Genomic DNA, 15,855 nt, shown 5'->3' on the forward strand with positions numbered 1-15,855 from the left:
TAAAGGAGATTATAGTATGGCCAGAGAGCTAATAAAGTGGTCGCAATTACCAACCATTTCTTCTCTACAAAATGAAATGAACCGCATGTTTGACCGTTTTTTTAAAGGATCTGATTTATCAGAATTTGGTATGGAAACAGGTGGCTGGATACCCCCTATTGATCTGTCAGAAACCAATGAAAAAGTTACGGTAAAAGCTGAAATTCCAGGAATTGACCCAAAGGATATAGATATTTCGATACAGGAAAATACCCTTTTAATAAAAGGTGAGAAGAAGGAGGAAAAAGAAGAAAAGAATAAAAGCTTCTATCGTATGGAGAGACGTTACGGGAGTTTTTCCCGTTCTATTCCTCTTCCTCCGTCTGTAGATTCAAACAAAGTAACGGCAGAGTATAAAAATGGTGTGCTCGAGATTACCTTGCAAAAGAAAGAAGAGGTAAAACCAAAGCAGATCTCTGTAAAAGCTAGCTAGAGAGAGGTATACGGGTATTTCTAAGCCTGTCAGAGAAAAACTGGTTTATAATATACATTAGGTTTAATAGAGGTTACAGAGGCACGGTGATTTAGAAGTTAAGAAGATATGAGGGTGGGAGTATGAAATATCCATATTTTCAATCTTCCATCCTCTCATCTTCTCCGTTTTTCCAAGCTTTCAAATTTCTGTTTCTACGGTCTTAAGAGCTTTTTCAATATTTGAGTTAGAGCGTCGGTCAGTTTGTTCTGGAATACTCATTCCTGTTCCCCGATTATTGTAATCTCTGTTTCCAGGGTGTATCCTAATTTCCGTTTTACCTCCTCTTGTACATACCTAATTAATTGTAAAATATCAGCAGCCCGGGCATTACCCGTGTTGACAATAAAGTTTGCATGTTTCTTCGATACTTCTGCATTGCCGATACGTGCGCCCTTGAGTCCGGCCTGCTCTATCAACCTTCCAGCTCCAATACCTTTAATTTTTTTAAATACAGAGCCGCAACTTGGGTATTCTGATAATTGCGGCTGTTTAGCGTTACGCCAGGCCGTATTTTCATCCATCACTATCTGAATTTCGTCTTTTCTTTTCGCAATAAGTTGAAAGGTAACATCGAGCACAACATCCTGACGTTTCTGTAAAATACTCTGATCATAACCAAATTGAAAGTAATCAACTTGAACTGTACGGTGTTGTCCCTCTTCTGTTAAGATATGGCTAGACAAAACGATCTCTTCTATAAATAGCGTACGTTGTCTATCTGCCGATAGAAAATGTAAATTTTGCCATAGGGCCCCACCCACAGTACTGGGAATACCAATAAAGTGCTCAAAGCCGGATAACTCTCGATTCCTGCAATGTTCTATAAGATGGGCGACGGTTGCGCCACTTTCTGCTAATACTCTGCTATTATCTAAGAAAGTAACTTTATTTGCTAAATTCCGGATAATTAGTCCTCGAAATCCTTTATCAGTAACGAGAATATTAGCTCCACAACCAAGTAAGAAAAAAGGGACACCCTTTCGTTGCGCCTCCAACAAAGCATGTGTCAGCTCATCAATGGTATATACCTCCACAAATAAATCCGCCGGTCCACCGATTTGATATGTTGTAAAAGGCGCAAGCGGTTTATTTCTTTCCAGGTTTGGAATATTTAATGATATAATTGACATAATACAATGGAGGTGCAATCAAAAATAGTAAAGGTTAAACTTATTGTTTATTATCTCATGGCCAACCATGCCAACTTTACGAAGGAAATACAGGTGTTGTTAGACCTCGGCAAGTTGTTCTAACGCAATATGTTTTAACCTTTTATAGTCTACTTTTCCTGATGGAAGTATGGGAATAGTGTCTATAGGAATATAATGATCTGGTTGTGAGAGTCTTGTAACGCAGAGCTCATCAAGCTCAGTATTCAACAGGAATTTATCAGGATTGTTGTGAACAACGAATGCAATGATTTGCTCTCCCTTGTGCGTATGGGGGATGTTTATAACAGCACAATTCCTTTTTTCCTGATCTGTATGTTTATCTAATATGCTCGATAATTTGTTCTCAACTAAGGTAAGAGGAACCATTTCTCCACCAATTTTTGCAAATCTTTTTAAGCGATCGGTAATAAAGAGAAATCCATTTTCTATTTTCCCTATATCACCGGTTACATAGAAGTCATTATAAAATGCCTGTTTGGTTAGGTCTGGCGACCTATAATACTCTTTCATGATATTTGGACCCTGTATAAGTATCAATCCTTCTTTTCCTGGTGTGACCTCTTCGTATGTTTCTGGATTTACAATCCGGCAGGTAATATTTGGGAAAACCTTACCTACACTTCCATGTCTGAAATCGCCTGGATGATTAACGCTTACACAGGAACTACTTTCTGTAAGGCCGTATCCCTCAAATATAGGTATCCCAAATTTCTCATGAAATTTTTTCCTTATATGCTCATGTAATTTTTCAGCTCCAGCAAATGCCAGACGTACACTCTTAATCTGTTCTTGACTCCACCTTTTCATAAAACCACGATAAAGGGTGCTGGTTCCTAAAAGCATGGTTACACGATAATCCTCAATAACCCTGCCAATTCGCTCGTATTCTGTCGGGTTTGGATGAAAAACAACCCCTATCCCCATCGTTAAAGGAAGCCATAAACAAACAGTAAAACCGAAAACGTGAAAGAATGGCAATGTGCCTAAAATGACATCTTCCCCGATAGGGTTAAATGCCGTGCCAAAGTTTTGAATACTTGCATATATATTGTGATGTGTTAAAGAAACCCCTTTGGGAGTTGATTCTGAACCAGAGGTAAAGAGTATGATGGCTGTCTTATCAGGGGCGTCGTACTTTTTAAATTTCTGAATAAGCGAACGTTTTGATCCCCATTTGCAGGATACATAGGTTACGATCTTTTGGAGCTTTGATGTCCTCTCTTTTACGTCCTCAATAAAAACCATTCTCGGGTCTTCTGGTATTCCCGCTTTCTTTATAAAGATTTTAGAAGTGAAAATTGTTTTAACGTTACAAATACTGAGGGCATGATCCTGATCTTCTTTACTTGCCAGAAAATTCAAACCAACAGGAATTTTGCCGGCAAAAATTGTTGCAATATATGCTAAAGCTCCTCCCACTGAAGCAGGAAATACAATAGCGATGTTTTCTCCCTCGAAAGCACGGATATGTTTTGATAAAAGGATACCAGCAGTAAGTGTTTGTCCAAAATTCAATGTAGTACCTAAGGAGTCCCTGATTACTGTTTTCTTGAAATTATTTTTTGCCGTACTGATAAAAGTTTCTAAAATCATAATTGCTCCAGATTTGGAATCTGATTATACAATCTTCTGAACTATGAAAAAATAAAAGGTATATTTTTTACACACTATACATTGATTAGGTATATTTCGCAAGAAATCCTTCTCATGGAGAATGCTTGCAAAATCAGAGATGTTCCGGTAAGCAAGGTGCTTCTCCAAATTACGTTACAGAATTGATCGGCAATTTCCTGTAATACCCTTACCTTCGTATTATATTATTATATCCTCGTTGACAAAATTACCTGCTTTGTTATATATTTGCAAGGTAAGGAAAACTAACTTATAGAGCAACATATTTCTTTGATCTTGTATAGTTATGTGTTTAACATAGAGATCTTGTAATATCTAATTCTTAGCGTAAGATATATTCCCAAATTCTTTTTTTTTCTTCTGATAGCCGACTGGATATCCGAAAATCACATGTATTGAGAAAGGAAAAATAGTATGCACAATGAACATCATAGTCTTATTCACGAATTTCCTGAATATAGTCAGGAAATTCATAATTTGAAAATGACGAATGAGCACTTTAAAAATCTATTTGATGAATACCACAAACTCGACCGAGAGGTGTATCGGGTAGAGAACAATATTGAACCCAGATCAGACATGGCAATGGAAATTCTTAAGAAAAGGCGGCTTGCCCTAAAGGATGAACTTTTTCTGATACTTAAACAGAGTAAATCCTAGTCCAATTCATCTGTAAAATAATACTATTTCCTATTGCCTTAAGGAAAGAATGGAGTAAGTCTTTCTGTCTGTACCTAAAACATTGAAACTAACAAGACCATTATTATACAAAGGCTCGTTAGTCTAAACCGTAGGCTTATCTTTCTCTTGCTTCACGAGCAGATTCCAAGCGAACTTGAGGTATGTTTTAACTCTTATATGAAAGAAGCATGAGTTCCAATTCTTGCCCGGATTTGCCAATCGCCTCTTTTACTTGTTCAAGAAAACGGTAACTTTCATCAATTTTGTCTTTTAATATCAACTGGATAATGAGGATGTGACTGATCTTTTCGATAAGCTTATCTGCGTTTGGTATATTTAAAGCGTAGATCTTTTCTTTGATTTCAAGTTTCTGATACAGCAGATCTACCGATGGAGTTAAAGTACCCGTAAAGTCATCAAATAAGGCGTTTTCTTTTTTCAGATTCAATACGTTTGCTGCCGCATCGATTACGGTAACTGTCATAGGAGCTGGTCCGCAAAGGTAAAACACAATATTCTGATCAGGTGAAAGATACGTCCTGAGAAGAGGCCCAATGAATCCTACTTCTCCCTTCCAGTGAGTTTCCTGATCATCTATCAGACCTTGTTCTTTGATAATCTGTTTACCATCAACGGAAAGACAATGGTAACACCTTTTATCTACATCGTTTAATTCTGCAGGATTATCACCGCGAAATGCTCCGGAAAGTACCGGCACCAATTTAAAATTGTGATTTTTTTGTTGCCAGGTTAACCACCTGGGTAAATAAGACGTTGGAATATCCTGAAATCTTCGTTCTCCGAGGAAGAAGATAGCCTTATCCTTGCGGCCTTCCTTGAACCATTGCTCAAGGAGGGCAATGATAGGCGCTAAACCTGCACCGCCTGCTACAAATACTGCGGTGTGTGGTTGTTCCCTTAAAGTAAAATGTCCATATGGTCCGGTGAAATGTATTTTTTCGCCCCGGAAGAAATTCCACAGATTTTTCTCAAGGATATAGTGGTGCGCCCAACTCGGTCCTATGCAAGGAGCCCCTCCCTTCTCTATAACCCTACTTGGGTCAACAGGGGCCATACGAATGATAAGTTTCAAAAGGTCTGGTTCTGTAGAGGCAAGGGAATAGCCTCTGTATAGAGTTGCACCGGGTGTATAAGGGATAAACTCTTTCCCTAAATTCTTACAAGCTTCTTTGATAAATGTGTCGTATTTTTTATAATGTTCTTCTACGAAGTCTTCAGGAATAGCCAATTGGATATATTGACCAGGTCTATATTGAATGGGCTTTGATGGTTGTAACCAGATTTCTGTCTTATCACTGGTAAGCGCTTTTTTCTTAACCAATCGTGCCGTATATTGTTTTACCGATAGCGTATCTTTGGGCAGATACAGATCCACATCCTTCTCTACCCGGACCTGGCATGCCAATCGTACATAACCATCTCCGGTGCCTTGTTCTAAAAATTTCCGGGATGTTTCCCTTGTTTTCATATCAAAATGAGGAGTTTCAGCAGCCGTATATGGGCCTACATTTGTGTAGAGCTTTACCTTACATTGGCCACAGGTAGCCATACCCCCGCAAGCGGCAGGAACGTTAAACCCTCTGCTCTGAAGCAAAGGCAGGAGTTTTTCCCCTCCCTCAATAGTTAGTTCCTTCCGGTAATCATCATCACTTAAAATAGTGAGTTTTCGTTTCTCACCCCGACCGAAGAATTGATAGATGATTTCGCTGAATAAGCTCAGTAACAATACCAGTAAGGCAAGGATACCAGCTCCTATTACTAAGGGGGTAACCATTATTTACTCCTCAATTCTTCTAAATTCTCTTTTGATAAAAACCAGGTAAGATACCGCATATTTTTATCAGCCAAAGTTTTACCGTTTATGCGCTACAATTTAAAAAATTTGTATCATTCCAATACCGGTAAATATAGCCGCCATGATACCTAAGAGCAGGATAGCAATAGTATCTTCATCCCATACCGTAGTGGGAACAACCAGACGTTGACGCCTTAACAGGGCAAGCCATATAACTACCATCATCCAGTGAAGACCATATCCAAGCGCTGTCACCGTTGTAACAAAAAATTTTGCTCCTGTAGGAATGGTAAATGTGGCGCTGGCAAGGACAATACAGTTAACGGTAATAAGCTCCAGAAACTGACCCATTTGCTCATATACATTCTTTGCAAATTTTCTTAATAATACACTTAAGACTTGTACAAATACAGCGATAGTAACAATAAAAACCGTTAGATAGAAGATGTTTTCTAATCGTAATGGCAAAGGCGAATATCGGGATAAGAAGTCACTACACTTAACTAAGATATGGTGATATACCAACCAGTTTAATGCAGTGGATAATGTTGTTACAATAATTACCGCCACACCCATCTTCCACGCTGCGTCAATTTGGCGTGATTTATTTAGTAAGGGACATATTCCTAAAAGTTTGCTTAATACAATTCCATCAAAGAAAAGGGCGCTCAGAAGGACAGGGATGAGAATACTGAATTGCTGATGAAGACTAGGTATTGTTTTTATATGTATTATAATGCTAAGAAACAGACAAACCCCTAATCCTATAGCAATGAAAGATGTTTTAGATACTCTTCGCTTTGGTTGAGTAACCGGTACAGGTTCCCCTCCGTCTGTTGCTGTTACCAGGCCGGAGCTAGGAGCTTCCGGATATACAATTCCTGCCTTAATAAGAATCGGACGCAATAAAAGCCTAAATCCTGCCAGTGCAAAGAATCCACCCACAGGGGTAATCATAAGGACGACCCGTGGAAAGGTAGCAGGAAGCACGGAGAAACCCATAACGGTCCCAAAACCCAGAGGTTCTCTTAAAAATGCAAGCAGAACTAAGGCAAGGGAATATCCTAAGCATGCTTTAAATATCTTCCTTTGCGCTTCCCAAAAGTTTACGGTTAACCCCTCAGAGATTACAGCCAGCACTATACAATTTGTGGTAATTAGGTCAATATATGCTTTTATATTTGCTGCTATCTCAGGGACAAATGATTGTGCAAAGAATCCGAATATAGCTACAAAGACAGATACGATAATCATCAGGAGAGAAATCTTATGGTGTGTACCTGCGGTTGATATAAGTCTTTTAAAGGGATAGACCAGACAAAAACTCCCGGCGGTTACAAATGTTACTCCGAGTCCCATGGTTAGAGAATTTTCAAGTTTGTTTGTTACAGCCAGTGAAGAGCAAAATCCAAGTCCGGCGCCAGCAGTCAGGATCAGATTATCCCTCATGAGGAATTTAGAGGTTTTTCGTATATTTCGCTTTAATCCTACCATGTTATCTCCCTTTGCCCTTCCCAAAATTCTTTTACAGCATCGTTGATAAAGGCTGCTATTCCTTTACTGGTGTTGGTAGCACCGGTAATTGCATCAAATTCATTTGCGCCTTCAGCTTTTCTTTCCTTGACCATTATTATCTTCGGTTTTAACTTTTTCCCGATAAATTGTTTTTTAAATTGATCTTCAGTAATTCTACCGCCTAAACCCGGTGTTTCGCTATGGTCTAATACTTCTATACCCTTTAATGTTTCCCCGTCAGGTTCCAGACAAATAAAGAGAGACATAGTGCTTGATTTATTGTAACCGTATCCCATTTTTGATTCCACAAATCCAACACCTTGAAGGCTTCCTTCTTTCACGTATTTGAATATCCTTTTTCCACTCGTATCCTTTTGTCTTTCTTCAGAGGAATCTCGGCCTGTGGGTTGAATTTCCCAGGATAAGGGAGGTGTTTCCATGGTTATATTTTTACGAAAAACTTCTTGAATATCTTTTTTATCATATACCGTAAAATGAAATCCCATAAATTTCTTTTCTACCGTACGATAGGGAATACGAAAAATATCCAAAACAGCGCGCTTTTCCTTTATATCGTAGTATTCAGCGATTCTTGGAGCTGTAAAGAAGTACACTACAAGAAGTCCTGCACAGGGTAAAAAAGTAATCAGGAGAATTGAAATAATACGAGATATTATTTTTTTAAATTCGTCCATTATATTGTTCGGAGAACTGTAAGTTTTACGAATGAAAGAAAGTTTTTCCTCATATACGATACCTCATCTTTACTGCTAAAGACTGGATTGGTATCGCCAGGAGATTCATAAGCAGGATTGCATACATAACCCCTTCAGGTAATGTGGTAAAATCTCTTATCAGTACCGTGGTAAATCCACATCCTGCGCCAAAGACCCATTTTGCTGTTTGGTTGTATGTTGCTGTTATCGGATCTGTAGCCATAAAAAATGCCCCCAGAATTAAACCACCACTAAAAAGTTGAAACAAGGGTGGAGCTACAGCTTTACCTAAAATCAATGAAAAAAACAGGGAGAAGATAAACACACTGCCAAGATAGGATACGGGTATTCTCCAATTCGCAACTTTTATTTTGATTAACCATAAAGCCGATAGTATCAGCGCCAGTCGACACGTTTCACCCAAAGAACCACTTGCAGTTCCCAGAAATAGAGAAAGGTAAGAGGGTATTTCCCCGTTAGCCTTGAATGCCGTTAATGGTGTAGCATGGGTAATAGTATCTAATCCATAGCGGAGAACATGGATATCCGGGATACCTACAAAGGGTATTTGATAACCGGTGACCAGAAGGGCCGGAAAGCATATTGTCAAAAACAAACGGCTGAAAAGGGCGGGGTTTACAAGATTATTACCGACTCCACCCAGTATGTTCCTGAAGAGAATAGCCAACGCTGCGCCTAAACCGGTTAGCCAAAGCGGCGATTGTGGAGGCAATATGGCAGGAATGAACATGCATGATACGAATCCGCCTTCGCTGATATGACCTTCCTGTGCAATAATGGCCCAACTTACATCAACGATGAATACACCTACAATAAACGAAACCATAAGCTTGGGTATTACACACTGCCAGCCATAAAAATAAATGGACGGGAAAACCCATCCGAGAGTTAATGCCACGAGTACAGCCCCCATAAACCGTTTTACATCATAATTATTTCGGATAAAGGGTTGTGTTTGTGCCGTTTCTCTTCTGCTACGAATAAGACTGTCAAAGGCTTCAAAAAGACTCCCAAACAGGAAGTTGATTTTTGGATGGGTATGGATAAATGATTCTGTACGGTCAAGATTCTTACTCAGAATATCTTCTATTGGTTTAAGCGATTTTTTCATAATTTTTTACCCAGCGCCTTGCATTCCCTGATAATCCGTAAGAGTTCCAGCTTTGAGGGGCATATGAAGCTGCACAACCCACATTCAATACATTTTTCTAAATTATAGAGGCGTGCCTTGTGCTTTTCTCCCCGGATATAACTATGGTAGTAGAGGGCAGGTTCTAAATCTGCAGGGCAAATACTATCACAAAAATTACAATAAATACACTGCCGTAATTCCCCGTGTGTATTAGTAGTAAATGTTAATTCACCAGACTTGAGCATGGGAAACATAACCTTACTATCCTGTTCTTTTAAGACTACAATGTTATTGGTAGACCAATCTATCTTCTGTGATAAGTCTGATATTTCTTTGCCACGCAAAGGACCGTTTATAAAAACCCGATAGTCGCCCGCTTCAACAGTCCTGTAATGGAGTACCTTGTCTACAGATGTTCCCAGTTGTACATTGATAATCTCGTTTTCTTTCAGACCTGTGCCAGAAATAGCTATGAGTCGTGAATTAACCTTATTCTCCAGAATGCAGCTTTCGTAGACAGCCGATACCGTTTGGGCATCAAGGATTAAAATACCCAGATCCATGGTATCCTGACCAAAATTAATATCTATACCTAAAATAACTTTTGCTAACAAAACAGGATCGTTCTGCGGATATTTTGGGTCTAAGGCAAAAATCTTCATCCACTCGGCGTTATCGGCGTTGCTTGCATAGTTCACTGCCTCCGCAATGGTTCTGTCCTCTTTTTTATTGATAGCAATGAAAAAGTGTGCTTTTGGAAAGTAACGTACTTTTATTTCTTCCAGCTTATCAAGGAATGCCAGGGTCTTGTTTTCCAGGATTGCCCAGTTCGGTAATTCCCACGGCTCTGTAGGACAGAGGTTCACAATACCATATTTTACTTCCTGGTCAGGAATATTGTATTTAAATGTCTCCGGCGTGCTGCCAGAAGAAACTTCCTCTATAATATTGCAAAATTTTAACAGATAGGTATCAAGGAAGTTAAAACCCCCGTGAAATCCTGTTATTTCTTTTTCTTTCCACATATTTTCTGATCGTAAAGCGGTAAAAATTCAGATAACTATTTTAAGAAGCCATTTTGCCAAAATATCAGGGAAACATCAAGTCTGAAAGTAATAATATCTCAGATTAGATAGTTTTCTGTAATTCATAAATCACTGGAATTTCTCCACAATCTGGGAATTTATGGCATTTGACGCATTCAGACCATATCTTGTGAGGGAGACTTTCCTTTTCTACCCTGATAAATCCGCATTTTTCAAAGAATTCTGGTACGTAGGTAAGGGCAAATATCTTTGCAATATGTAATTTACTCGCCTCACGCTTACAGGCCATTACCAGTTTTTTCCCAATTCCTTCGCGTTGATGAGATTCCAATACGGCAACCGATTTTATTTCCGCAAGATCTTTCCAAAAAATGTGCAAGGCTGCACAGCCAACCACTTTATCATGCTGAATAAACACGAAAAAATCCCTGATATTTTCATAAAGTTCGCTGAGAGACCGTGGCAGCATGACGTTCTTTGATGCAAATTCGTTTATGAGTTTATAAATCTTTTCAATATCTTCTATGGTTGCTTTTCGTAACATGGATGAAAATTCTATAAAAATTTCTTACCGCAGAGACTTTGAGAAAATACGTGGATAATTTAAATCAGATATCAAAATCGGAAAATTATTTCTTTGCGCTCTTTATGTACTCAGCGGTGAACTATAATACTAACCTAGTACATTGTATTCTCTTACTCTGAAATCGACGCCCAAATCTTTCGCTATCTGTTTACACTTTTCTCCATTAACACCCGGTATATCTACAATAGAAATCTGTACGTTCGGTATTGCCTTTTTCGCATCTTTAATAAATTGGATAAGTGCAGGATAGGCCTTTTTCCCAAAAACAGGCTTACAGATTTCCTCATACTTTTCTGCAGTATCGGCATTTAAACTAATGCAAATAGTATCGATCAACCCTTTTAATTCCTGAATAATAGGCCTTCCGTTGATTAAATCTCCATGTCCATTGGTGTCCAACCGGATACGTTTGTTCTTTGATTTTAGAAACTTTGCAACAGGTATCAATACATCTAATCGCTCGGTTGGTTCACCATAGCCGCAAAACACTACCTCATCGTATTTGTCTGGGTCGCCAATTGCATGTAATACTTCCTCCACAGTTGGTTCCTGCTGTAATCTTAGATGATGGCCTTTGACGATAGGGTAAGTTTCCCTCATGCAAAAAGTGCATATATTTGAACATCGATTTGTGAGGTTTATGTAGAATGAATTTCGTATAGCATAAGCAATCTTTCCTTCTTGCTCCGGCTCGTCTATTCCGAATAGTTTATATGTATTAAAGCTGGTAATCCGCTCAATATCATGTACGGATAGGCCGTAGATATTCGCCAATACGGGGATAATGAAGGACAAATATGATGGTTCATTGCGTTCACCCCTCTTCGGTTGAGGAGCCAAAAAGGGGGAATCTGTTTCTAAAAGAAGTCTTTCAACAGGAACCGATTTAGCAACCTCTCGCAAGGTGTTTGCATTCGAAAAGGTAATCGACCCTGCAAAAGAGATGTACAATCCTAATTCTATAAACTTCTTTGCGGCTTCTTTTGTCCCGCTGAAACAATGCACAACTCCATTCAGCATGCCGTTTTTATGCTCATCTAATATTTTTAAGCAATCATCGCTCGCATCGCGGCAATGAATAATTACCGGCAGACTATGGGCTTTTGCCAGAGCCAGATGTTTATGGAATATATGCTGCTGGTCCTCGTGAGGACTACGATTACGGTAGTAGTCAAGCCCTGTTTCTCCAATGGCTATGACCTTCGGTTTTCCCACAAGAGATTCTAATGTTTGCCAGTTGTGCTCAGAAACCTTTGAAGCATCATGCGGGTGGATTCCAATGCTGGCATATATAGTGTTAAATCGGCTCGCTAAAACAACGCTTTTCTCGCTTGAAGCAAGGCTCGTACCTACATTGATAATACATCCAACGCCAGCCTCTTTTGCGCGGGACAAAATGGATTCCAGGTCTGATTTATACTCGGGAAAATCAAGATGTGCGTGGGTATCAATAATCATATTTTTTTTGAACTTATATCCTTGCGGCAGTCAAATCATTTTTAGTGAAGGCATTTTTAAAAAGTGTTATTGCTGGATATTTTTGAATAGGCGTGTGGGAAATGGAAACTACATCAAAGCGCAAGTCTATGCCTTCTATCCGTTTTTCTGTAATATAATGCCGGGCAACCTTTAAGATTTGCCTCTTTTTTGCTTCGGTAACAGAGAGTTCCGGTGGCCCGTAAGTATCTGAGTGCCGTGTTTTGACTTCCACAAATACAATCGTACCACGATCGTAACAGATGATATCTATTTCTCCGCCTTTCCATCGGTAATTTCGTTGCAGTATTTTATATCCGTTCTTCTTCAGAAATTTTACCGCTTTGTGTTCTCCCTGTGTACCTACAGCTTGTGCATGTGGTAACTTCTGAATCTTATCTTTGAACAAATATATGTTTGAGGTGATATATTTAACAGAGAGCAATTGCAAGGTTCTTATAAAAATTTTAATCCAGGGATTTAAATACTTATAAGGATTACCCATAAGTTATGCTGTGCTATATGCTACCTTTAGATCAAACTCCTGTTAATACTCTATTCCTTCCTGATGCAATAATCTTAAGTTTCCTTTTTTACCTGAGACGCTATATTCTTCCTGCCTTACATTGCTTTTATTCAAATTTCTCCTGCAACCTTGTGCCTTTGCCTGTTCTGGTACGCATGTAATAGAGCTTTGCGCGCCTGACCTTACCCGATTTTATAACTTTAATATCAGCAATTTTTGGTGAATGGACCGGGAATACACGCTCTACACCCTCACCCTGGACAATGCGTCTTACCGTAAACGTTTCCTGGAGGCTTCCGCCATTTTTAGCAATTACAATGCCACTAAAGACCTGAATACGTTCTTTATCACCCTCAATAATTTTTACTGATACGTCTACCTGATCTCCTATTGAAAATTGGGGGATTGTCTTTTTCATCTGTTCTTTTTCAAGGATATCAATAATATTCACAGTCATCATCTCCTCATTTTAGATTATTACAACATATACTAATAAGATTATATTTTCTGTAAAAGATCCGGTCTTTTTTCCAGAGTTTTTTTTACCGCATGGTTTTTTTGCCATTCTTTTATTTTCTGATGATGGCCAGACATTAGTACCTCTGGCACTCGCATACCTCTATATTCTGCCGGCCGGGTATATTGAGGATGTTCTAATAAACCATTATGAAAGGATTCATTCACTGTCGAGTCCATGTCGCCTAACACCCCTGGTATCAAACGAACCACAGCATCGATAATTACCATTGCAGGTATTTCTCCACCAGAAAGGATATAGTCGCCGATAGATAACTCAAGCACATCCAATCCTATCCTGACCCTCTCATCGAAACCCTCATAATGACCGCATATGAGCATTACATAAGGTTCTTTCGATAATTCCATGGCAACTGATTGGGAAAATTGGCGCCCCTGTGGTGTTAACAATATCTTTTTTGAACAAGCATGTGCCTGTTGTTCAACAAATTCAACCGAATTAAAGATAGGTTCTGGTTTCATCACCATGCCGGGGCCTCCGCCGTATGGCCGATCATCAACACATCGCTTATTTTCAGCATACTCCCGGATATTGAAAAGATTATAGTGAACAAGTTCCTTTTCCCGGGCAATCTTTAAAATGCTATTTCCCAGTACATTCTCAAACATTTCCGGGAATAATGTTAAAATATCGATCCGCATGATTTATTTTTTTAATGCTATACCGAATTTTTTCAGTACACTAGCGACTGACTCTGTTGGCTTTGCACCTACTCCTAACCAATATTCTACCCGCTCTTTTTTTAAAGTGACTTGTTTTTCATTATTCGATTCCATAGGATCATATGTCCCCAGATTTTCAATGATTTTTCCATCCCTCTCCTCATGGGCATCAAAGGCGCCAATCCTATAATAAGGTCTATTTTTGCGACCCATTCTCATCATTCTCAGTCTTACCATTTTTTCTCCTTACCAGTATAAATTGTGTAACTAAATAGTTATATTATTACCTGAATTATCGTATCATGCCTTTACCAAAAGGCAATTTGTTTGATAATAATCCCATCTTCTTTAAATTTTTTTCATTTCCTTTGAAGTGTTTCATTAGTTTTTTCATCGATTTGAATTGCTTTAATAACTGATTTACATCCTGGATTGTTGTTCCGCTTCCTGTAGCTACCCGCTGTCTCCGGCTTCCGTTGACTATATCCGGATTTGACCGCTCACTGCGTGTCATGGATTTAATAATTGCTTCGACCTTTTGGAGCTGTTTTTCATCTATATTTAAACCATCGACCTTATTTCCCATACCAGGAATCATTCCCAAAACTTCTTTCAGCGGCCCCATCTTCCTGATCTGTTGGAGCTGCATAAGGAAATCATCCAGGCTGAGGGTATCGTCTTGTATTTTTCTGCTAAGTTTTTGAGCTTCTTCCATGTCAATAGCTTGCTGAGCACGTTCTACAAGGGATACAACATCTCCCATCCCGAGTATTCTCGAAGCCATACGGTCCGGATGAAACTCTTCCAAACGATCTAACTTCTCACCAATACCCACAAATTTAATGGGCTTTCCGGTAACTGCCCGTATTGATAAGGCAGCTCCGCCTCTGGTATCGCCATCCAGTTTTGTTAAAATTACACCATCAAATCCTAGTTGGGTATCAAACTCCTTTGCGCTATTAACGGCATCCTGACCTGTCATGGAATCGCAAACAAAGTAAATTTGGTGTGGTTTTAATTTTTCTTTGATTTCCTGTAATTCCGACATCAGTTCATCATCAATATGTAGTCTTCCGGCGGTATCGAAAATAATAACATCGTTCATCCTCTCTTTGGCATGCTGAAGAGAATTTTTACATATTTTCACCGGTTGCGAGTTATGCTCAAAGTACACCGGCATATCAAGTTGTTGACCTAGCACCTTTAATTGTTCAATAGCAGCGGGCCGTTGTACATCTGCAGCTACCAGGAGCGGTTTTTTTCCTTTAGAAGCTATGGTCTTAGCGAGTTTTCCTGCTGTGGTAGTCTTTCCACTACCTTGTAATCCAACCAACATAATCAATGTTTGTTCGTTTTCTCTAAAGGGAATTGTTGTGTCCGATTCCCCCATTAATCTGACTAATTCATCGTGAACAATCTTTATAATCTGCTGTCCAGGCGCAACGCTCTTTATTACCTCTTCTCCAACAGCACGTTCAGTGACATGTTGGATGAAGTCCTTAACGACTTTGTAATTAACGTCCGCTTCAAGAAGCGCTAAGCGTACCTCGTGCAGCCCATCTTTAATATTGGCCTCTGTGAGACGTCCCTTTCCCCTGAGTTTGCTAAAAACACCTTCTAAACTACTTGTAATTGCTTCAAACATAATGTATAAAACCAAACAAATAAGAGTTATAAGATACTACAAATATACCATTTTCGTTAGAAGTTATTTTAACAAAAACTGTAAATTATGTAAAAATATAAATATGAGAAACTAAATTAATCATTATATACAATTCACATAAATATTCAAACGAATTTTATAATAAAATTTCTATTG

16 protein-coding genes are annotated in these 15,855 nt (G+C 38.9%); 2 read left to right on the forward strand and 14 right to left on the reverse strand.

Features of this window, described 5'->3' with window-relative positions; translation table 11 throughout:
* Window positions 1-16 precede the first annotated feature (16 nt).
* Window positions 17-472 carry an Hsp20/alpha crystallin family protein gene (locus FBQ94_RS12215; protein WP_007220166.1) on the forward strand — a complete coding sequence of 152 codons (456 nt, stop codon included), beginning with the start codon at window positions 17-19 and terminating at the stop codon, window positions 470-472.
* Between the two features lie 257 nt (window positions 473-729).
* Here the strand turns inward: FBQ94_RS12215 and murB are convergent, their stop codons facing one another.
* Both murB and FBQ94_RS12225 read right to left on the reverse strand, forming a co-directional pair.
* Entirely contained in the window at window positions 730-1,644 is a 915-nt protein-coding gene (gene murB / locus FBQ94_RS12220; protein WP_007220165.1) for a UDP-N-acetylmuramate dehydrogenase, read from the reverse strand.
* A gap of 99 nt (window positions 1,645-1,743) precedes the next feature.
* On the reverse strand, window positions 1,744-3,279 hold the full coding sequence (locus FBQ94_RS12225; protein ID WP_007220164.1) for an AMP-binding protein: 1,536 nt from the start codon (window positions 3,277-3,279) through the stop codon (window positions 1,744-1,746).
* A 453-nt stretch (window positions 3,280-3,732) separates the two neighbouring features.
* On the opposite strand from FBQ94_RS12225, the gene FBQ94_RS12230 reads away from it, so the two are divergent.
* Window positions 3,733-3,978: an HP1242/YdcH family protein gene (locus tag FBQ94_RS12230; protein ID WP_007220163.1), complete on the forward strand. Its 246-nt coding sequence runs from the start codon at window positions 3,733-3,735 to the stop codon at window positions 3,976-3,978.
* Between the two features lie 187 nt (window positions 3,979-4,165).
* Here FBQ94_RS12230 and FBQ94_RS12235 read toward each other — a convergent pair whose 3' ends face one another.
* The 12 genes from FBQ94_RS12235 to ffh all read right to left on the reverse strand — a co-directional run bounded on the left by FBQ94_RS12235 (window position 4,166) and on the right by ffh (window position 15,681).
* Window positions 4,166-5,794 (reverse strand): NADH:ubiquinone reductase (Na(+)-transporting) subunit F, encoded by a 1,629-nt coding sequence (locus FBQ94_RS12235; protein WP_007220162.1) that lies wholly within the window; start codon window positions 5,792-5,794, stop codon window positions 4,166-4,168.
* Between the two features lie 99 nt (window positions 5,795-5,893).
* Window positions 5,894-7,309 carry an Rnf-Nqr domain containing protein gene (locus FBQ94_RS12240; protein ID WP_007220161.1) on the reverse strand — a complete coding sequence of 472 codons (1,416 nt, stop codon included), beginning with the start codon at window positions 7,307-7,309 and terminating at the stop codon, window positions 5,894-5,896.
* Window positions 7,303-8,025, reverse strand: a complete 723-nt coding sequence (locus FBQ94_RS12245; protein ID WP_007220160.1) for an RnfABCDGE type electron transport complex subunit G — start codon at window positions 8,023-8,025, stop codon at window positions 7,303-7,305. Before FBQ94_RS12245 ends, FBQ94_RS12240 begins: the two co-directional genes overlap by 7 nt.
* Window positions 8,026-8,074: 49 nt before the next feature.
* The gene (locus FBQ94_RS12250; RefSeq protein WP_007220159.1) at window positions 8,075-9,178 is read right to left on the reverse strand and encodes an RnfABCDGE type electron transport complex subunit D; all 1,104 of its coding nucleotides are present in this window, start codon (window positions 9,176-9,178) and stop codon (window positions 8,075-8,077) included.
* The gene (locus tag FBQ94_RS12255; protein ID WP_007220158.1) at window positions 9,175-10,224 is read right to left on the reverse strand and encodes a 4Fe-4S dicluster domain-containing protein; all 1,050 of its coding nucleotides are present in this window, start codon (window positions 10,222-10,224) and stop codon (window positions 9,175-9,177) included. Before FBQ94_RS12255 ends, FBQ94_RS12250 begins: the two co-directional genes overlap by 4 nt.
* A gap of 103 nt (window positions 10,225-10,327) precedes the next feature.
* Entirely contained in the window at window positions 10,328-10,789 is a 462-nt protein-coding gene (locus FBQ94_RS12260) for an N-acetyltransferase (RefSeq protein ID WP_007220157.1), read from the reverse strand.
* Between the two features lie 129 nt (window positions 10,790-10,918).
* Window positions 10,919-12,289: a TatD family hydrolase gene (locus FBQ94_RS12265; protein WP_007220156.1), complete on the reverse strand. Its 1,371-nt coding sequence runs from the start codon at window positions 12,287-12,289 to the stop codon at window positions 10,919-10,921.
* A 13-nt stretch (window positions 12,290-12,302) separates the two neighbouring features.
* Window positions 12,303-12,812 (reverse strand): YraN family protein, encoded by a 510-nt coding sequence (locus FBQ94_RS12270; RefSeq protein ID WP_007220155.1) that lies wholly within the window; start codon window positions 12,810-12,812, stop codon window positions 12,303-12,305.
* Window positions 12,813-12,939: 127 nt separating this feature from the next.
* Window positions 12,940-13,293, reverse strand: a complete 354-nt coding sequence (gene rplS / locus FBQ94_RS12275; protein ID WP_352246745.1) for a 50S ribosomal protein L19 — start codon at window positions 13,291-13,293, stop codon at window positions 12,940-12,942.
* Window positions 13,294-13,331: 38 nt separating this feature from the next.
* Window positions 13,332-14,012 carry a tRNA (guanosine(37)-N1)-methyltransferase TrmD gene (trmD, locus tag FBQ94_RS12280; protein WP_007220153.1) on the reverse strand — a complete coding sequence of 227 codons (681 nt, stop codon included), beginning with the start codon at window positions 14,010-14,012 and terminating at the stop codon, window positions 13,332-13,334.
* A 3-nt stretch (window positions 14,013-14,015) separates the two neighbouring features.
* Entirely contained in the window at window positions 14,016-14,270 is a 255-nt protein-coding gene (gene rpsP, locus FBQ94_RS12285) for a 30S ribosomal protein S16 (RefSeq protein WP_007220152.1), read from the reverse strand.
* Window positions 14,271-14,325: 55 nt separating this feature from the next.
* Window positions 14,326-15,681 carry a signal recognition particle protein gene (ffh, locus tag FBQ94_RS12290; RefSeq protein WP_040543354.1) on the reverse strand — a complete coding sequence of 452 codons (1,356 nt, stop codon included), beginning with the start codon at window positions 15,679-15,681 and terminating at the stop codon, window positions 14,326-14,328.
* Window positions 15,682-15,855 lie beyond the last annotated feature (174 nt).

This window comes from Candidatus Jettenia sp. AMX1, from assembly GCF_030263775.1.
GTDB classification, from domain to species: domain Bacteria; phylum Planctomycetota; class Brocadiia; order Brocadiales; family Brocadiaceae; genus Jettenia; species Jettenia caeni.